Here is a 19,419-nt window from a genome sequence, read left to right as displayed (position 1 = left end):
CCATCTTCCAGCCCCCATCTTCCTTTCTCCTTTTCTTCCTTACTTCAACAAAAAAGCCCCACATTCCTGTGAGACTTTCATTAATTATGTATCTACCTTCCTCCCGGAGGACAGTGTTCTTTTAAATATTTTGTAAACATAGTGGCTAAGTGCAGCGATGTTCCTTCTCCTTCACTGATAGAGTGCGTTCTGTTAGGGTAAGACATCAGCTGAAACTGTTTATTATATTTTACAAGTTCATTAATATAAACTTCTGTATTCTGATAATGTACGTTATCATCACCTGTTCCGTGAACCAATAACAGATTTCCTTTCAGGTTTTTAGCATAAGCCAGTGGTGAACCATTAACAAAATCTTCTCTGTTTTCCTGTGGAAGTCCCATATAACGTTCCTGATAAATATTGTCGTAGAATAATTGATTGGTTACCGGTGCAATGGCAATTCCGGTCTGGTAAATATCAGGATACTGTCCTAAAAGGTTTAATGTGGAAGAACCACCACCGCTCCAGCCCCATACAGCCACTCTGGAAGTGTCCACATAAGACCATTTTGCAAATAAAGCTTTAGCGCCCATCGCCTGATCGCGAATATTAAGCTGCCCTATTTTACGGTAGATGGATTTTCTCCATTCACGGCCTTTAGGAGCTGGTGTTCCGCGGTTTTCAAGAGAAACATATAAATACCCATCTTGGGCCATATCTCCGATATATAACCCATTTTTCCCAGTATAGAAATTATCCGTTACCGTCTGTGAGCCTGGTTCGCCATAGACCATGAAAACAATGGGATATTTTTTGTTGGGATCGAAATCTTTAGGTTTTACCACCCATCCGTCTAATGTAACACCATCCTGTGTGGTGATCTGGAAAAATTCTGTTTTAGATCTTGCAGGATCAGCTTTTGACGTACTTTTGGCCGCCACAAGTTCTTTATGTTCCGGCAGTGATACCACAGCTCCGGCTGAACGTGCATTGACACTGCTGTTGTTAAACATGGCGATTTTCCCATTGGGAGAAATCATATATTGATTGGATCCTGTATAGGCTTCAGGTGTAAGTCTTTGAGCTTTTCCTCCCTGCATACTTACTTTATACAGATATTTCTGAGTGGCATTATCTGGCGAAGCTAAAAAATAAATCTGCTTATTCGGAATATCAAAAAACTCTGGCTTTATCACATCAAAGGCATCTTTGGTAAGCAAAGTTTCTTTACCGTTCATATCTATTTTATAAATATGTCTCCAGCCGTCTTTCTCAGAAAGCCATAAAAACTCTTTACCATTGTTGATCCAGTCCCAGCCGCTTGGATCATTGTCATTCCAACGGGATTTGATATCAATCCATGCTGCATCAGTCTCTGTATGGATCGTTTTGCTGCTTCCCAACTGGGCATCAGCCACCATAATTTTACTTTGATTCTGTTTCCTGTTCAGCTGCTGCAGAATAATAGATTTAGAATCCAGCACCCATTCCATTCGTGGAATATAATGCTGTACTTCATCACCTGCAATATCTGCTTTCTTAGAAGATTTTGAATCAAGATCATAGAACCAGATACTGCATCCTGAAGGGTTTTCACCCACTTTCGGGTATTCTACAGGAACCGTAAATGAGTACAAACTATCCGTATTATTAATCATCAGGAAGTTCTTGGTACCTCTTGCATCCAGCTTCCAGTAAGCAATTTTGCTTCCATCAGGAGACCATCTGAAACCATCTTGAGTACCGAATTCTTCTTCATAAGCCCAATCGAAAGTACCGTTAATCATCCGGTCTGTACCATCATTCGTAATCTTAGTAAGCTGATTATTGGAAAGGTCTTCAATATAGATGTTATGTTTAGAAACATAGGCTACCTTTTTACCATCAGGAGAGAACTTGGCAAACATTAATGATGAGGTTGGCAAGTCTTTTCCAAGCTGAGTAAGTTTTTTCGTATTTTTATCAAAGATCCAATAATCCCCACGGGTATTGTCCCGCCATACTTTTTGGGTATTAGTGAAAAGCAGCAAACTTTTGCTATCAGGAGAAACCTGAAAACTCTGTACTTCTAAAGCTGTAGAACTTCCGGAAGGAATCAATTCATTATTGCTTAAAAAAGCCTGATCTTTTCCGGGATTCAGCACATCTATAATTCCAACCCCATTTTGAGTAAACGAATAATAAGCATTCCCATCAGGAGTCCATTGTGTTTTTTGCGCAGCCAATGGCGACAGGCACAAAAAGTATAAGGCAATAGCCGTTATTTTTTTTATATTTTTCATAAATATGATCTCAATTAAGCTAAATATTCGGCTCTGTAGTTTTCAATTTCATCAACTGTAGTAATCAATCCGTTTCCAAGAAGTCTGTACCCGTCATCTGTAATCAGGAAATCATCTTCTACACGAACGCCGCCGAAGTTTCGGTATTCATTCACTTTATCATAATTAATGAATTCCGCGTTTTTATTTTCAGCCTGCCAGATATCAATCAACTCAGGAATCATATAAATACCCGGTTCTACTGTCACTACATATCCGGATTCCAAAGCTTTTCCTAAACGTAAAGATTTAAGACCGAATGTTTGGGTATCTTTTGGTTCTTCTTCTGTATAACCAATATATTGTTCTCCAAGATCCTCCATATCATGTACATCCAATCCCATCATATGCCCTAATCCGCACTGAAAAAACAGGGTATGGGCATTATTTTTTACCGCTTCTTCAGGGTTTCCTTTCATCAGTCCAAGATCTACAAGCCCTTCAACCAGATATTCGGAAGCTTTCAGATAAATGTCTTTGAATTTAACACCAGGTTTCAAAAGATGATGGGCATTATTAAATGAATTCAGAACAATTTCATACATTTCCTTTTGTTTCGTGCTGAAAGTTTTGCTTACAGGAAATGTTCTGGTTAAGTCACCTGCGTATCCCATCGCCGTTTCAGCACCGGAATCATTCAGGAAAAGATCACCTTCCTTCAGCGTATTAAGACGATAATGGTTATGAAGAATACCACCATTTATCGTCACAATTGGAGGATAAGACATCTGACATTCTTTATTAGCTGCAAGATATTGAATCGCATTGGCAATTTCATATTCTTTAACACCCGGTTTAGCCATTCTCATCGCCAGCAGATGCATTTCATTGGATACATTCACTGCTTCTTCAATCTGTACGATTTCCTGGGCTTCTTTTATAGAACGTTGCTTTACAACCGCTTTAATCATCTCTACAGAAGGTTGTAATTCTGCTATTTTAATCCCTAAAAGATCAGTCAGTAAAATTTTATTGGAAGGCTGATAAGGAGGAAGATAATGTACCTTTCTCCCGGAGGATTGTGCTTTCAGGAGATATTGGGAAAGCTCTGCATACGGTAACGTTTCGTGTACACCAGATTTCAGACTTTTTTTCTTTCAAAGTTTCCTGTCTTCCCATCCATACAATATCATCAATACTCAATTCATCTCCGAAAATAATGGTCTTATTTTCATCAATATCAATAATGGCTGCAATCTTTGGCTCCTGGATTCCGAAATAATAAAGGAAAGTACTGTCCTGACGGAAATAATAAGGATTATGCTCAAAATTTACAGGATTTTCTATATTTCCTAAAATTAATAGAATTCCATTCACCACATTGCCCTGCAATACGGCTCTTCTGTCTTGATAAGTTTGTGCTGAAAACATATATTTATGAATAGTTTTTATTTTAAAAAGTTAAAGTTACGATTTTGTACTATTTGAAGCCCTTTCTTCATTAAAATAATGAGTATGTAAAGTTTGGATTTTAATATGATAGGTTATGTTCATATTTTGTTTAAATTCGGCAATATTTTAACCTATCCATTCATTGGTCTTATAAAATATTGTTTGTATGAAGAGTCTCCAGTTTTCAGTCCCAGCCGACACTAATAAAAGCATCCGTATTCAGGAAGATATTATGCCTAATTTCTATCCTTATTTCCATCGGCATACTGAAACACAAATCATGTGGATCCTTAAAGGACATGGTACTCTTGCTATAGAACAGAACCTTTTCACTTTTGAACCCGGAGATATTTTCTATCTGGGAGCCAATCAATCACACGTTTTTAAAGGTGATTTTGCTGAAAATGAAAAACAAAAAGTTCACGCGATCTCTATTTTTTTCGATCCTGATAAAAAAATATCCGCTTTCTTTGATCTACCGGAATTTGAAGAACTTAAAAACTTCATCGAACACTCAAAAGTAGGATTTCAGGTTGCTTCAAAATTAAAATCAAGCGTAGGAGAAAGCATGTCAGCCTTGCAAAAGACGCAAGGGGTAGAACAGATCATAGATTTTATCAAGATCTTAAACCACCTGATGCAAAACAGGCATCTGCATATTCCATTATCTTCGGAAAAGAACCTCTCTAATCATATTTCCGACAATGACCAGCGAATTATAGATGCCCAATCCTATATTAAGAAGAATTTCACCCAGCATAAACTTACCCTTGATACCATTGCCAAAAAGCTTGTATGACGCCTCAGGCATTTTGCAGATCTTTTAAAAAACGGACAAGGATTACTTATATTCAATATCTTAATGAGTTACGGGTACAAAGAGCCTGCAGATTATTAACCTCCAGCAATATGTACAGCATCTCATCTGTTGCTTTTAACAGCGGATTTAATAGTTTGACCAATTTCAACCGGGTTTTTAAATCCATTATGAAATACTCTCCCAAAGAATACCTGAAGCATTATAAAGAAGCTACTTTTGACCACGAATAACTACATGTTAAAATACGGTTAGAATACATTAAAATATTAACATTTACCGTTTTAAAATTCACTTAGTTTTGAATAAATATTATTTGATATGAGTACAAAACTAAACTGGGAAGGTATTTATCCTGCTGTATTAACTCCTTTTACAAGAGAAGGAAAGATTGATTTTGAAATGTTTGCAGTCAATACAGAAGCCCAGATTAAAGCCGGAGTTCATGGGATTATTCTTGCCGGAACATTAGGAGAAGCCAGCGCGTTGGAAACTGAAGAAAAATTTGAACTTCTCCAATATGCTAAAAAGATTACACAGGGCAGAATTCCTGTTATTCTTAACCTTTCTGAAAATACAACCAAAAATGCCATAAACTTTGCTCAAAAAGCAAAAGAATCAGGAGCTGACGGATTAATGCTGCTTCCTCCAATGCGCTACAAAGCTGACAGCCGTGAAGTGGTAGAATATTTCAAAGCAGTTGCCACTGCTACAGACCTTCCCATCCTTATTTATAACAACCCTGTTGATTACGGAATCTATGTCACCCTGGAAATGTTTGGTGAACTTATAGAATATCCAACCATTCAAGCAGTTAAAGAATCCACAAGAGATCTGGCGAATGTAACCAGAATGATTAACCGTTTTGGAACCAGAATCAAAATTCTTGGCGGAGTAGATACCATCTGCCTTGAAACCCTAATGCTTGGAGCTGATGGATTGGTAGCAGGACTTGTAGATGCTTTCCCTAATGAAACAATGGCCATGTACAACTATGCTAAAACAGGTCAATATGATAAAGCCGTGTCTATTTACAGGTGGTTTATGCCATTATTAGAGTTAGATATTCATCCAAAGCTTATTCAGTATATCAAACTGGCTGCTACCGCTGAAGGAATCAGCAATCCATATGTAAGAGCACCACGCCTTGAACTTCAGGGGGAAGAAGCCCAAAAAGTCAATAAGATTATTGAAGAGGGCAGAGCGAATCGTCCAACATTAGACTAACACCAAAACAAAAGCTATGATTGAAGAAACATCAAAAGAAAACATTGAGGTAAGGATTCAGATGGCTTCCGAAGCATATCAATTCCTGAAAAATACAACCATAAAACAAAGGGCAGCATTCATGAATATTGTTGCCGATGAAATTGAAGCTTTAGGAGAAGAACTTTTAACTACTGCTCATGCTGAAACTTCATTACCTCTGGCAAGACTTACCGGTGAAAAAGCCAGAACAATAGGCCAATGGAGAAGTTATGCAAAAGCTGTAGCCTCAGGAATCTACATTGAGCCAAGGATTGATCTTGCCCAGCCTGAAAAACAGAAAGGAGATCTCAGAAAATATAATATAGGATTAGGACCTGTGGTGGTTTTCGGAGCCAGTAATTTTCCTTTTGCTTTTTCCACAGCCGGAGGTGATACAGCAAGTGCTATAGGAGCGGGCTGCCCCGTTATTGTAAAAGCGCATCCGGCACATCCTAAGACCTCTCAGATGATGGCTGATACTATAATAAATGCAGTAAAAAAAATTGGATGGCATGAAGGTATTTTCAGTCATATTACCGGAACTTCTTATGAAACAGGAGCTTATTTAACGCAACACAAAGATATACAGGCAGTAGCATTTACAGGTTCTTTCAGTGGTGGAAAAGCTTTGTTTGACATCGCCAATCGCCGTGAAAACCCTATTCCCGTATTTGCTGAAATGGGAAGCATTAATCCGGTATTTGCACTTAAAAACTTGATTGAAAATAAAGCAGAGGCTTTAGCTAAAGAATACATCGGCTCATTAACATTAGGAGTAGGACAGTTCTGTACCAATCCGGGAGTATTTATTGCTGTTAAAGGAGAATCCCTGAATCGTTTTATCACTGCAGTTAAAAAGGAAATTCAGGAAGTTACCCCTGCTAACATGCTGCACAATGGCATATATGAAAGCTTTGAAAAGCATAAAGCAAATGCAATAAAGCAGCCTGATATTGAAGTAATTGCTTCAAGAGGAACTGAAGAAGGAAAAGGAAGTGCAGTCATTATCAAAACCACTGCTCAAAATTTCCTCAATAATCCCGTGCTGAGCGAAGAAGTCTTCGGACCTTTTGGGATCATTGTCACTTGTGAAAACAAAGAAGAGCTTATACAGATTGCTCAAAACTTAAAAGGACAGTTAACCATTACTGTAGCAGCTACTTCTGATGATGTTCGTGAGAACTCTGAACTGATTCATCTTTTGAAAGATAAGTGTGGAAGACTGTTATTCAACGGAATGCCAACCGGAGTAGAAGTTGTGTATGCCATGCAGCATGGAGGGCCTTTTCCTTCAACTACAGATTCCCGCTTTACTTCCGTAGGACCAGATGCTGTTAAACGATTTGTTCGCCCTATTTCTTTTCAAAACTGGCCGGAAGAATTCTTACCGGAAGAATTAAAAAATGAAAATCCATTGCAGATCAGCAGAATCGTAGATGGAGAAGTGAATTCAGGATCATTACAATTAGAAACCGTATGAACAGAACATTTTTTTGCATAGACTCCCATACCTGTGGATGCCCTGTACGTCTTGTTGCAGGTGGTGGACCTATTTTGAATGGAAATTCTATGATGGAGCGCAGGCTTCACTTCATGAAAGAATATGACTGGATCCGAAAAGGATTAATGTTTGAACCCCGTGGCCATGATATGATGAGCGGAAGCATTCTTTATCCACCTATTGATGAAGCAAATGATATCGGAGTTTTATACATTGAAACCAGTGGCTGCCTTCCGATGTGTGGACACGGAACCATAGGAACAGTTACCATTGCCATAGAAGAAGGGCTGGTTGTTCCTAAAATTCCAGGAAAATTACGATTGGAAACACCAGCAGGACTTATTCTCATAGATTATATACAGGAAGGCAAAAAAGTAAAATCTGTAAAACTGACCAACGTAAAATCATTCCTTTATGCTGAAAACCTGGAGGTGGAATGCCCCGATCTTGGATTGATAAAGGCAGATGTGGCCTATGGAGGAAACTTCTACGCCATTATTGACCCTCAGGAAAATTTCAGAGATATTTCTGATTTCTCGGCAAGCCAGCTTATTCATTATGGGAAGATCATCAGAAAACTGCTTAATGAAAAATACCAATTCATCCACCCTGAAAATGAACATATTTCCGGATTAAGCCACATTCAATGGACGGGAAACCCTACAGATCCTAAAGCCAGTGGACGAAATGCTGTTTTAGTAGGAGAGAATGCATTAGATCGCTCTCCTTGTGGTACAGGAACTTCTGCAAGAATGGCTCAATGGTATGCAAAAGGAAAATTAAAAGAAGGGGAAGAATTCATCCATGAAAGCTATATCGGTTCCCAGTTTATTGGAAGAATTGAGGGAACAGCTACTATTGATGGTAAACCGGCTATTATTCCTTCAGTAGAAGGCTGGGCGAGAATTACCGGCTACAATCAGATTATTATTGATGATGAAGATCCTTACTGGCAAGGATTTCAGGTAATGTAAAATTTACAACGAGTTATGACACAAAATAAAGGCAAAGCACTGATTATAGGTGCCGGAATCGCAGGATTAAGCTCAGCCTATTATCTTTTACAGAAAGGCTGGCAGGTAGAAATTCTGGAACAAAATGACCTTAGTAACAATTGCTCTTATGGCAATGCAGGGATGATTGTACCCAGTCATTTTACCCCATTGGCTGCTCCTGGAGTTGTTGCACAGGGCATCCGATGGATGTTCGACAGTAAAAGTCCGTTTTATGTGAAGCCGTCGCTGAGTACTCAACTGGTATCATGGGGATTGAAATTTCTGAAACATTCCAATCAAAACCATGTAGACCGTTCTGCACAGGCAATCAGAGATCTTAATCTCGCAAGCAGCAGCCTTTACAATGAAATTGCTGGAAAAGAAGAATTTGATTTTGAATTGAATCAAAACGGAATTCTGATGCTCTATAAAACAGAAAAAGTAGCCGAGGAAGAAACAGAATTAGCCTATAAAGCCATCAATTTGGGACTCCCTGTTGATATCCTTGACAAAAAGGAAATTCAGGCACTAGAACCCAATGTTCAACTGGATGTTATAGGAGGAGTTAATTACAGATGTGATGGTCACATGAATCCCATGAAGCTGATGAAACAAATGATCTCTTACCTTAAAAATAATGGAGTCATTTTCCACACACAGCATAGGGTAACAAGCTATGAAATTGCAGGAAACACCATTAAAGCAGTAATCGCCAATGGTAAAAAGTTTTCAGCAGATCGTTTCATTATGACCGGAGGTTCATTTTTACCCGAATTGGCTCAAAAAGCAGGTATTAAAACTCAGCTGATGCCAGGGAAAGGCTATTCTTTCATGTATACCCTTGAAAATCCAGTCAACACATTGGAACATGCAGCATTATTACTGGAAGCAAGAGTAGCGGTAACCCCTATGAATGGACAGATCCGTTTTGGAGGCACTATGGAACTGGCTTCCCATCAGAATAAAATTAATATGAAGAGGGTAGAGGGAATCGTACAATCTATTCCCAAATATTTGCCGGATTTTCAGGTTAAATTACCCAAAGAATCGGAAATCTGGTTCGGCTACAGACCTTGTGCTCCGGATGGGCTTCCTTATCTGGGCCAGTCTTCCAAACTAAAAAACCTGATTATTGCTGGTGGAGGCGGAATGATGGGCTTAAGTCTCGGACCTATTTTCGGAAAAACAGTTTCAGAACTTGCCAATGACCAAAAGCCAACGGTTGAGATAAAGATATTCAACCCTGAAAGATTTAATTAGAAAACATCACATAACACACAAAATTATTATTTATGAAAACAGTAACTCTTGCAATACATTCTATTATGAAGATTGCATTTTTTAACGCGTTCTTATTTTGCTATTCCTGTGAAAGCAAAGAATTAGAACCCTTGGAGATGGTAAAGTTGTTGACAAAAGCATAGAAAAAATTGACTATTCAAATAATTTATTAACAAACAAATCCAAAAAATCATGAAAAAATTTAAATTACTACTACTTGTTTCCCTATTTCCAATAATAGGTTTTGCTCAAGAAAACAGACCTCATGAGTGTAAAGCTGATGAAATGATGAAAAAACATTTCGAACGGCACCCTGAATCTAAGGCTGAATATGAAAATTTTGAAAAATTCACCAAAGATTTTGTAAAAAAAATGGAATCAAACAAAACTCCATTGAATAAAAAGGCCAGCAATCCCACCTACATCATCCCTGTGGTTTTTCATGTGTATGGAGAATCTCAGAGTAATGTAAAAGTAAATTACCAAAAAAGTAGTTGACTTGCTGCAACAAATCAACTTAAACTTCAATGGAATTAATACCGATTCAAACACTATAGATTCTTACTTCCAGCCTATTAGAGGTACATTAAGCATTGAATTCCGCTTAGCTAAAATTGACCCAACCGGAAAAGCAACAAGCGGAGTGGTATTTCATCCTTTCAAAAGTGGATATGGCAACGGAGGCGGATATGATGCACAAATTGGCGCAGATGCATGGGATAATACAAAGTATATGAATGTGTATATACAAAATGACCTATATGCTGATAAAGATTTATATCAATCAGGAGTTGCCTGGTACCCGGATTCATACATGTCTTCAGTAAATACAGCAAGAGTTGTTTATAATGGCCGTTATATATATGATGCTGCAGGAACCGTGGCTTCAAACGAGTTTTCTGATACATTCACTCACGAATTTGGGCATTGGTTAAATCTTCAACACACGTTCAATGTTCTTTGCTCAACGGCGAATCCTGGTAATGATGGTGACGGAGTTGCCGACACCCCTGTAGAAAATAATTCTTCCGGATTAGGATGTACAACTGGAAACAATTGTCTTGGACAAAAAGTGAACGTTGAAAACTATATGGGATACAATGGTTCCGCTGGTTGTTATAAAATGTTTACCAATGGACAAGTTAACAGAATGTTAGCCGCATTAAATCACCCGTCAAGAATAAATTTATGGCAGCCTGCCAACTTAGCGGCAACAGGAGTTGCCAATACTCCGCCTAAATTAACCCTTAGCAACAGTACCTTTACAGAGAACTTAAACAATAATGGAGCGGTGTCATTAGATGGAACAGTAGCATCTGCTCCTAAATCAACCATTACGCTAAACGGAGCAACATTTGCCGTACCGAATGGAACAACTCTTATTGCAGGAACACATTTCACTTCTTCATTACCAGCAGGACTAACAGCAGCTATAGCAGTTACAAGCCCTACTACTGCTGCACTTACCATAAACGGTGCAGCAACCAGTCATCCTAAAAGTCAGGTCTTGAATTCAGCAATTACGTTCCTAAATCCTGCTATAACAGGAGGTGTAACTTCATTAGGTTCAACTACATCTTTGGCATTAACTTTTTCTTACAAAGATCCCTATAAAATAGTTACAGGAACTCCTCTGGAAAGTTATGCCAATCCAAACCCAACAACAGTAACCACCAATTCCGGAGCACCTTGGAAATACTTTATCATTAACCCGGAGCTTAGTGATGATGCAGGGTATGGCGCTTGGTACTATGGCGCCAATCAATTAAAATTGGAAACCTATTGGAAAGGATTAGTATGTGGAGTAGGGACAAGAAATATTAGTTTAATTCCATCTTGTACCACTATAAGTAATGCAAATAATATAGGTTATCCAACGGGTACTCCTGGACAACTTGACGTGTACACCCCTACATACACTACCTGGTCTGGCCAAACCGCTTATGTTGGTTTTAGAAACCAATTCGAAGGCTACAATATTAACGGCTATTTCAAACTGAATGTTGGGGCCAATGGTTCAGGTTATTCTGTAACTGAGTTTGCATATAATACACAACCATATGGCAGTATTACAACACCTTGTGCATTATCATCACCATTATCCACTTCAGACGTTGATACAACAAATTCAGAAACATCCATTTATCCGAATCCAGTTTCTGATGTATTGAATATTAAAACAAAAGGGGAAATTAAATCAATTTCTGTTTACGACATGTCTGGAAGAAAAATGAATGCTAAAGTTATTGGCGATAAGGTTGATGTTAAACACTTCCTAAGCGGAACTTATTTAATTGATATTGAGACTTCTTTAGGGAAATCTTCCCAGAAATTCATTAAAAAATAGGATAAAACATACATTTAATGAAATAATTTAGTATTGATATTTTAGTTATTCACTTGTTGAATAAAAGATGGACTTAATTTTTTAAGTCCATTTTTGTTTTATGACGAATATTATCAGGTTTTATCGGCAATTGTGAGTTTATTTACGTAATTTTATGTATCAATTTCAAACGTAAAATATTCTTATGTACTATAAAAACGATACTATCATCATCCGGGAATTCACTCCTCAGGAACTTCATTTATTTTTAGATCTATTTACAAGCGAAAATGTTACCCGTTATCTGCCTTATAAATCTCCCGAAGAATTTAAAGAAATGTTTGAAAAAGCATTATCAGATTATAAAGAAGGGCCGTTCAGCAGATGGGGAATATTTAATGCTCAGAATGATGATTTTGTAGGAATGTGTTTGGCAAGAACTTTTCATCATCATCCCGACAACACAGAAATCGGATATATCCTTGGAGAAAACTATTGGGGAAAAGGTATCGGAACCCAGATATGCCAGGCACTTGTGGACTATTGTCTATCAACAGACGAAAAAAGAGATATTGTTGCTGTAACGGATCTTGATAATATTGGTTCCCAAAAAGTACTTCTCAAATGTGGATTTAACCGAAATGAAAATCTGATAGAAGAAAACAGAGAACTGGCTTATTTTTTATATTCAAAAGAATCAGAATAGAGTAAGAAACAGAAAGAGAGAAAGTAAACTGAAAATATTGTTCAGTTTACTTTCTCTTTATTATTTACTATTTCTGTCCAGTGAGAGAGCATTATCATCCATTCTGGAAATCAGGATATAAAACAATCCTGCATAGATCATTTGAATTCCCATTGCTTCCCAATTTTCAACCGTACTGCTGCCAAAGAGCAGTAAAATAATCAGTGAAGTACCTGCCATCGCTGCAATTCTTGTTTTGAAACCAATGATAAGCATAAGCCCAATAATAAATTCCAAAAGGGTAGTGCAGTACTGAACATTTGCACAAATAACGAGGGAAGCCAGCTTTTTTCAAAGCTTTTGGTCATTCCATCAGCAAAATCCTGAAGTTTAGCTAATCTTACCAGGCCATGTCCTAAAAAATTGATTCCCATTGATAAACGAAGGAAAAAATAAGCTGTTTTTTGATTCATAAAAGTATATTTTAATGATTATTTACAATATGAGAGCAACCTGTTAGTTATTGAAGACTGCTTCACTGTTATCAACCGGAGTGTCCGGATCATTCATCACCATTTTAGCAATATCATCTTTTCTCATAAAGACCACACCTTGTTTTTCTTTTGTATATTTAATAAATTCTTCCATTGCATGTACCATTGCCGGAGTTCCGCCAATCCGGTCATGGAAACTGATGCTCATCATTCTTCTTTTTGTTCCTCCTTCCTCATAAAGCCTGTCAAATTCAAACTTCAATTGAGCAAGAAACTGATCCGGACTCCAGTGTTTCCCTTCAATATTGACAATATCATTATTACGAAGGGTGTAGGGAATTACCACAAAGTTTCTTCCTTTTACCCTGGTAATGAAAGGTTCATCGTGGCTGAGATCATCAATATGATAAAGGAAGCCCAATTCCTGCAATACTTTTAGGGTATTCGGACTCCTTCTCAGCCAGTTACAGTTGTAACCCACAGCTTTCTGTCCTGTAATTTTTGCTACGGCATCCACCCCCTGTTTTACAAACTGTAATTCTTCATCATAACTTTTATTCCACTGATTGTCCCAGGCAATTCCATGAGCTGCAATCTCATGACCACCATTAGCAATAGCTTTTGCAATTTCCGGATATTTCTCAGCAGCAGTTCCTACTACATGAGAGGTTACTTTGATATTATATTTTTTCCAAAGATCCAGCATCCGGTAAATCCCTTCATTTCCACCATAGCGATACCAGCTTTCTGCAGGAAGATCCGGATAACCTTTAGGAAGTGGAGTATTACTAAAAGGACTTTCCGCCCCTTCAGGCTGTCCACCTGTTTCAAACTGCATCGATACAGAAATGACCAATTGGGCACCATTAGGCCAATATCTTTTAGTTACAGGAAGTTTTTCTTCTTTTGGACTTCTTTTTCCAATACCATCATTAGCTTTAAATCCGGATACTAAAAACACTGTTGCAGCAAGCACCATTGCTGATTGTTTTATATATTTCATTTTACATGTATTTATACTGCAAAATTGGCTCATAAACCATTAGTTATTATTGTAAAAATTAATCTTAAATTTGTAAAAATCCATTATTCATGAAAAGAATTGTCAACTTCAATTCCTTTAACGTTTTCAGCATCGAAAAAGAGAGCTGGGACATAGAATATCACAATCATAACTTCTATGAACTGATTATCATTGAAAATGGAAAAGGTACCCATCATCTGAACGGCATTACATTTCCTTATCAAAAAGGAGATATATTTCTCCTCAGACCCAGTGATGCTCATGAATTTACCATTCAAAATAAAACCAGATTCATCTATATAAAATTTACAGAAGAATATCTCTGGGAAAACCTTTTGATGAATAAGACAAATGAACTTAAGAAAATTATTCAGCTATTGATGGAGGACCGATCTTTTGTATATGAATCAGTGATTAAAAATAAATCAGACAGAGCGCACCTTCTTCAGCTATCACGTATTCTTTTGCATGAATTCAGCCACAAAAATTTATACAATAAAGAAATTTCAATAGATCTTTTTCAACAATTTTTACCATTCTCACCAGAAATACCATGAATACTAAAAACCATCAAACATGGATTTCTAAAAATATCAATAGGATAGACCGGATATTATATTATATCAATGTCAATTTTCAAGATGCAGAGAAGATGAAAATCGAAAACATTGCCAAGGAATTTTTAATTTCACCCAATTACATCAGCATTTATGTAAAAAAAAGAGACCGGTTTTTCCATCCAGCAGCATATTATTCAGTATAAAATAAAGGCTGCTGAAAAGCTTCTGCTTCAAAGTAATTATAACATCAGTGAAATTGCAGACAGACTTGGTTTTAATGATGTTAGCCATTTCAATAAAATATTCAAAACCCATAGAAACAAATCTCCGTCTGTCTTTAAAAAAGAAAATAAAACAGCACAAAGACTGTAAAGCTCAATTGATAAATCATTCCATTACATATGTATTATTTTACAGCTGTGATTTTCATTCCGTAAAAACATTTCATTTATCAGATAAATTGTTATACCTTGCGTAAATTATGATGTCCAAACGTTGCAAATACGCGCTGAAAGCAATGGTCAGATTAGCAAGAAATTACAATCAAGGCTATCTGCCCACTTCTATTATTGCACAGGATGAGAACATTCCCAAAAAATTTCTGGAGCAAATCCTTCTTGAACTTAAAAGAGCTAAACTTGTAAACAGTAAGCAAGGGAAAATAGGAGGTTACTATCTGCTAAAATCTCCTGATGATGTATCTTTAGCGGATATCTACCGTATTTTTGACGGACCTATTGCATTGACGCCTTGCGTATCCTTAAACTTCTACGAAGCATGTGATGATTGTGTAGATGAAGCAGAATGTTACCTTAGAAATGAATTAATCATCGTTCGTGAAAAAACCAGAAATAGCATGCTGGAGGCCACTCTGACCAAGTTTATCAATAAAAAATAATTTTTTTTCATTTAAATCCTACTATTTTGATAGGAGTTATAGAATTTTATATATATTTGCATCAACAAATTGGAATGGAAATGGAAAACAGTCTGAAAAACGAGTTCGAAAAATTGAAAGAAGAAACCTCCGGGACGTCTTCTCAACAAGATATTTTACAATTATTGACAGAAAAATTTCCGGGTGGAGTAGTATTCTCAACAAGTTTCAGCTACGAAGATCAGGTGATCACTCATCTGATAAAAAATCTGAACGTAGACATTTTTACATTGGATACGGGAAGGCTTTTTGAACAGACTTATGAAACATGGGCTTCTACAAAAGCTTTCTTCAAAAAAGAAATCAAAGCCTATTACCCGGATACTGAAGAACTGAAAAAATTTGTATCAGAAAACGGACCCAATTCATTTTATCAATCCGTAGAACAAAGGAAAGCCTGCTGCACGATCAGAAAAGTGCATCCTTTGAAATCTGCTTTAAAAGGATATAAAATATGGATCACCGGTTTAAGGGCAGAACATTCCCCAAACAGGCAGAATATGCCGGCACTGGAATGGGACGAAGATAATCAGATCATTAAGTTTCACCCACTTCTTCACTGGAATACAGAGCAAGTGACAGATTACGTTAAAACCCATCAACTTCCTTACAACTATCTTCATAAAAAAGGATTTGTAAGCATTGGATGTGAGCCTTGTACAAGAGCCATCCAGGAAGGAGAAGATTTCAGAGCAGGCCGATGGTGGTGGGAAGATGCCAATAAAAAAGAATGCGGTCTCCATATTCATCAATAAAAAAGAAAAAATATGTCAACATATCATTTAGATTACCTGGATCAGTTGGAAGCTGAATCTATTTATATTTTAAGGGAAGTAGCAGGACAATTTGAACGTCCGGCACTTCTGTTCAGCGGTGGAAAGGATAGTATTGTGCTGGCTCATTTAGCCTCAAAAGCTTTCCGTTACGGAAAAATACCTTTCAAGTTTGTTCATGTAGATACAGGACACAACTTTCCTGAGGTTCTGAATTTTAGAGATCAACTTGTGAATAAATTAGAAGTTGATCTGGTAGTTCGTAAAGTAGAAGATACCATTAAAAAGAAAAGCTTAACAGAACCTAAAGGAAAATTTCCAAGCAGAAACTGGTTACAAACCTATACTTTGCTTGATACCATAGAAGAATTTGAATTTGATGCCTGCATCGGAGGAGCCCGAAGAGATGAAGAAAAAGCCCGGGCTAAAGAAAGAATCTTCTCAGTTCGTGATGAATTCGGGCAATGGGATCCTAAACTGCAACGTCCTGAATTATGGAGCATCTTCAACGGAAAAATCCATAAAGGAGAAAATGTAAGAGTTTTCCCAATCAGCAACTGGACAGAACTTGACATATGGAATTATATCCGAAGAGAAAAAATTGAACTCCCTTCCATTTACTTCTCGCATGACAGGGAAGTGGTAGACCTTAACGGACAATGGATTGCCAATTCTGACCATGCAACCTTGGAAACAGATGATGTAATTACCGTAAAAAAAATAAGATACAGAACAGTAGGAGACATGACCTGTACTGCAGCCGTAGAATCAAAAGCAACAACCATTGATGCTGTGATTGAAGAAATTGTTGCCACCAGAATTTCTGAACGCGGAGAAACCAGAATTGATGACCGTGTGACCGAAGCAGCGATGGAAGACCGTAAAAAAGGAGGCTATTTTTAGATTAGTAATCAGCAATGAGTAATAAGTAATTAGATTCACAGCTTATTACTTATGATATTCACCATTACTCATTGCCCATTTCATAAACCAAACAGATGGATATATTAAGATTTATAACAGCAGGAAGCGTAGATGACGGTAAAAGTACCCTTATCGGAAGACTGCTATACGATAGTAAAAGTATTTTACAGGACCAGTTAGAAGTACTGGAAAAACATTCTAAAAACAAAAATGATGACGGCGTAGACCTTGCTCTTCTTACAGACGGATTACGTGCTGAAAGAGAGCAGGGGATCACCATTGATGTTGCTTACAGGTATTTTTCAACCTCAAAAAGAAAATTTATCATTGCCGATGCACCCGGTCACGTACAATATACAAGAAACATGATTACCGGAGCTTCCAACTCTGATCTGATGGTCATTCTGATCGATGCTAGACAAGGCGTGATTGAACAAACAAGAAGGCATTCAATCATCGCTTCGTTATTAAAACTGAAGAAAGTAGCCGTAGCCATTAATAAAATGGACATGGTGAAATATTCACAGGAAGTATTTGAAACCATTAAAGCAGATTATGCTAAAATTGCAGAAAACCTTGGATTAAATGACGTAAGCTATTTCCCGATTTCAGCATTGAAAGGAGACAATATTGTATCCAAGTCAGCTCAAACAGATTGGTACCAGGGAACTTCACTTTTAGAATATCTGGAAAATGTTACCCTGAATGAAGAGTTAAATACCGGAAGTCGTTTTCAGGTTCAGTATGTTATTCGTCCTCAGACTGAGGAATTGCACGATTACAGAGGATATGCAGGACAGGTTTTAAGTGGAAAGTTTCAGAAAGGAGACCTAATCCACATCCTTCCGGCAGGAATTACCAGCGAAATTGCTAAAATCGAGATCAACGGAATTGAAAAAGAAGAAGCCTTTGAAGGACAACCTGTTGTGATTCATGTAACCAATGATATAGATATCAGCAGAGGAGATATTTTTGCCACCGAAGAACAGCTTCCTGTAGTTGAAAAAGATCTTGAAGTCCTGTTATGCTGGCTCGACCAAAAATCGTTGCAGCCTGGTAATAAATACCTTTTACAGCAAAACAGCAGACTGATAAGAACCGTAGTGAAAGAGATTGATTATAAGATTGATGTGAATACCCTTACCCAGGAAAAAGCAGAAGGCGATATTAAGCTGAACGAAGTGGTAAAAGTAACCCTACGAACGGCACAGCCTTTGGTCTATGATAGTTTTATCAATAACAAAAGAACAGGTTCTGCAATTTTGGTAGATGAAACATCCAATTCAACGGTTGCAGCCTGCATAATTCAGTAAAGAAAAATGTCAGTTTCAAACCAATTTATAGAAAGAATTCAACAGAGTAAAGAGCATAAAACCCATGGATTCTTCGACAGAGCAAGAGTAAAGGTTTTTGTAAAAGAATTGTATAAAGTATTGTTTCTTCCACAGCAAGTCAATACTCCCGATCAGCTGAAACAGGATTTTGCCCAACTGCAGGATCATCTTTCAATCCTGATTAACACAATAACAAGAGACCAAGATCTTACCGAAGTACAGGTGAATGCTTTTTTTGAGGCTTTGCCCCAGATCTACAGCCACCTCGTTCAGGATGCACAGTCCATCCTTGAATTTGATCCGGCAGCAGCCTCTCTAGAAGAAATATACCTTGCATACCCGGGATATTTTGCAACTTATGTTTACAGAATTTCCCATCAACTCTGGAACCAGGAAATACCGGTTTTACCTCGTGTCATTTCAGAATACGCACACAGCAAAACGGGAATTGATATTCATCCCGGAGCAGTGATTGGAGAATATTTCTTCATCGATCATGGAACCGGAATTGTCATTGGAGAAACTACTACTATTGGCGATCATGTCAAAATATACCAGGGAGTAACCCTTGGTGCCTTGAATGTCTCCAAAGAAAAAGCCAACCAGAAAAGGCATCCTAATATTGAGGACCATGTCATTATTTATTCGGGAGCAACCATTCTGGGTGGAAATACAACCATAGGCAGGGACAGTATTATTGGGGGAAATGTATGGATTACACAGGATGTACCACCCAATTCCTTGGTCTATAACAAAAGCGAAATAAGAATAAAGGATAACAATCCGTTACCGGAATCATTAACCTTTGTAATATAAAAACAGAAA

19 protein-coding genes and 2 pseudogenes are annotated in these 19,419 nt (G+C 37.5%); 16 read left to right on the top strand and 5 right to left on the bottom strand.

What is annotated here, in order from left to right:
* Positions 1-92: 92 nt before the first annotated feature.
* Positions 93-2,264 carry a S9 family peptidase gene (locus H5J24_RS10055; RefSeq protein WP_082811214.1) on the bottom strand — a complete coding sequence of 724 codons (2,172 nt, stop codon included), beginning with the start codon at positions 2,262-2,264 and terminating at the stop codon, positions 93-95.
* A gap of 14 nt (positions 2,265-2,278) precedes the next feature.
* Positions 2,279-3,674, bottom strand: a pseudogene (locus H5J24_RS10050) (aminopeptidase P family protein).
* A 187-nt stretch (positions 3,675-3,861) separates the two neighbouring features.
* Between H5J24_RS10050 and H5J24_RS10045 the strand changes: the two are divergent.
* The 9 genes from H5J24_RS10045 (at position 3,862) to H5J24_RS10005 (ending at position 12,569) form a co-directional block, all read left to right on the top strand.
* Positions 3,862-4,494, top strand: a complete 633-nt coding sequence (locus tag H5J24_RS10045) for a cupin domain-containing protein (protein WP_232816277.1) — start codon at positions 3,862-3,864, stop codon at positions 4,492-4,494.
* Positions 4,491-4,745 carry a helix-turn-helix domain-containing protein gene (locus H5J24_RS10040; RefSeq protein ID WP_232816276.1) on the top strand — a complete coding sequence of 85 codons (255 nt, stop codon included), beginning with the start codon at positions 4,491-4,493 and terminating at the stop codon, positions 4,743-4,745. The genes H5J24_RS10045 and H5J24_RS10040 overlap by 4 nt, the downstream gene beginning before the upstream one ends.
* 88 nt (positions 4,746-4,833) lie before the next feature.
* Positions 4,834-5,739 carry a dihydrodipicolinate synthase family protein gene (locus H5J24_RS10035; protein ID WP_068943300.1) on the top strand — a complete coding sequence of 302 codons (906 nt, stop codon included), beginning with the start codon at positions 4,834-4,836 and terminating at the stop codon, positions 5,737-5,739.
* 16 nt (positions 5,740-5,755) lie between these two features.
* Positions 5,756-7,240 carry an aldehyde dehydrogenase (NADP(+)) gene (locus tag H5J24_RS10030; RefSeq protein ID WP_068943301.1) on the top strand — a complete coding sequence of 495 codons (1,485 nt, stop codon included), beginning with the start codon at positions 5,756-5,758 and terminating at the stop codon, positions 7,238-7,240.
* A complete protein-coding gene (locus H5J24_RS10025) occupies positions 7,237-8,235 on the top strand; it encodes a 4-hydroxyproline epimerase (RefSeq protein WP_068943302.1) in 999 nt (332 codons plus the stop codon). Before H5J24_RS10030 ends, H5J24_RS10025 begins: the two co-directional genes overlap by 4 nt.
* Positions 8,236-8,250: 15 nt before the next feature.
* A complete protein-coding gene (locus tag H5J24_RS10020) occupies positions 8,251-9,516 on the top strand; it encodes an NAD(P)/FAD-dependent oxidoreductase (protein WP_068943303.1) in 1,266 nt (421 codons plus the stop codon).
* A 213-nt stretch (positions 9,517-9,729) separates the two neighbouring features.
* Positions 9,730-10,035, top strand: a complete 306-nt coding sequence (locus H5J24_RS10015; RefSeq protein WP_232816275.1) for a hypothetical protein — start codon at positions 9,730-9,732, stop codon at positions 10,033-10,035.
* A 1-nt stretch (position 10,036) separates the two neighbouring features.
* Positions 10,037-11,884, top strand: a complete 1,848-nt coding sequence (locus H5J24_RS10010; RefSeq protein WP_232816274.1) for a zinc-dependent metalloprotease — start codon at positions 10,037-10,039, stop codon at positions 11,882-11,884.
* A 184-nt stretch (positions 11,885-12,068) separates the two neighbouring features.
* Positions 12,069-12,569: a GNAT family N-acetyltransferase gene (locus tag H5J24_RS10005; protein ID WP_068943305.1), complete on the top strand. Its 501-nt coding sequence runs from the start codon at positions 12,069-12,071 to the stop codon at positions 12,567-12,569.
* Positions 12,570-12,629: 60 nt separating this feature from the next.
* Here H5J24_RS10005 and H5J24_RS10000 read toward each other — a convergent pair whose 3' ends face one another.
* Genes H5J24_RS10000 through H5J24_RS09990 form a run of 3 tightly spaced genes read right to left on the bottom strand, consistent with a single transcriptional unit; the run spans position 12,630 to position 14,045 of the window.
* Complete coding sequence (locus H5J24_RS10000) at positions 12,630-12,788, bottom strand: hypothetical protein (protein ID WP_232816273.1); 159 nt, start codon at positions 12,786-12,788, stop codon at positions 12,630-12,632.
* On the bottom strand, positions 12,770-13,021 hold the full coding sequence (locus H5J24_RS09995; RefSeq protein ID WP_232816272.1) for a hypothetical protein: 252 nt from the start codon (positions 13,019-13,021) through the stop codon (positions 12,770-12,772). The genes H5J24_RS10000 and H5J24_RS09995 overlap by 19 nt, the downstream gene beginning before the upstream one ends.
* A 43-nt stretch (positions 13,022-13,064) precedes the next feature.
* Entirely contained in the window at positions 13,065-14,045 is a 981-nt protein-coding gene (locus H5J24_RS09990; protein ID WP_068943307.1) for a polysaccharide deacetylase family protein, read from the bottom strand.
* Positions 14,046-14,134: 89 nt separating this feature from the next.
* Between H5J24_RS09990 and H5J24_RS09985 the strand changes: the two genes are divergently transcribed.
* The 7 genes and pseudogenes from H5J24_RS09985 to epsC all read left to right on the top strand — a co-directional run bounded on the left by H5J24_RS09985 (position 14,135) and on the right by epsC (position 19,410).
* Positions 14,135-14,623: an AraC family ligand binding domain-containing protein gene (locus H5J24_RS09985; protein ID WP_232816271.1), complete on the top strand. Its 489-nt coding sequence runs from the start codon at positions 14,135-14,137 to the stop codon at positions 14,621-14,623.
* A 171-nt stretch (positions 14,624-14,794) separates the two neighbouring features.
* Positions 14,795-14,998: pseudogene (locus tag H5J24_RS26175) on the top strand (helix-turn-helix domain-containing protein); the annotation flags it as partial.
* A gap of 109 nt (positions 14,999-15,107) precedes the next feature.
* Complete coding sequence (locus tag H5J24_RS09980; protein WP_068943309.1) at positions 15,108-15,524, top strand: RrF2 family transcriptional regulator; 417 nt, start codon at positions 15,108-15,110, stop codon at positions 15,522-15,524.
* 80 nt (positions 15,525-15,604) lie between these two features.
* The gene (locus H5J24_RS09975; protein ID WP_068945098.1) at positions 15,605-16,318 is read left to right on the top strand and encodes a phosphoadenylyl-sulfate reductase; all 714 of its coding nucleotides are present in this window, start codon (positions 15,605-15,607) and stop codon (positions 16,316-16,318) included.
* 12 nt (positions 16,319-16,330) lie between these two features.
* The gene (cysD, locus tag H5J24_RS09970) at positions 16,331-17,239 is read left to right on the top strand and encodes a sulfate adenylyltransferase subunit CysD (protein ID WP_068943310.1); all 909 of its coding nucleotides are present in this window, start codon (positions 16,331-16,333) and stop codon (positions 17,237-17,239) included.
* Positions 17,240-17,334: 95 nt separating this feature from the next.
* Positions 17,335-18,573, top strand: a complete 1,239-nt coding sequence (locus H5J24_RS09965; protein WP_068943311.1) for a sulfate adenylyltransferase subunit 1 — start codon at positions 17,335-17,337, stop codon at positions 18,571-18,573.
* 6 nt (positions 18,574-18,579) lie between these two features.
* A complete protein-coding gene (gene epsC / locus H5J24_RS09960) occupies positions 18,580-19,410 on the top strand; it encodes a serine O-acetyltransferase EpsC (RefSeq protein WP_082811215.1) in 831 nt (276 codons plus the stop codon).
* Positions 19,411-19,419 lie beyond the last annotated feature (9 nt).

The organism is Chryseobacterium capnotolerans (assembly GCF_021278965.1).
GTDB lineage: Bacteria > Bacteroidota > Bacteroidia > Flavobacteriales > Weeksellaceae > Chryseobacterium > Chryseobacterium capnotolerans.
Note: the sequence above shows the minus strand (reverse complement) of the source record. Positions and strands in the feature narration are given on the sequence as shown.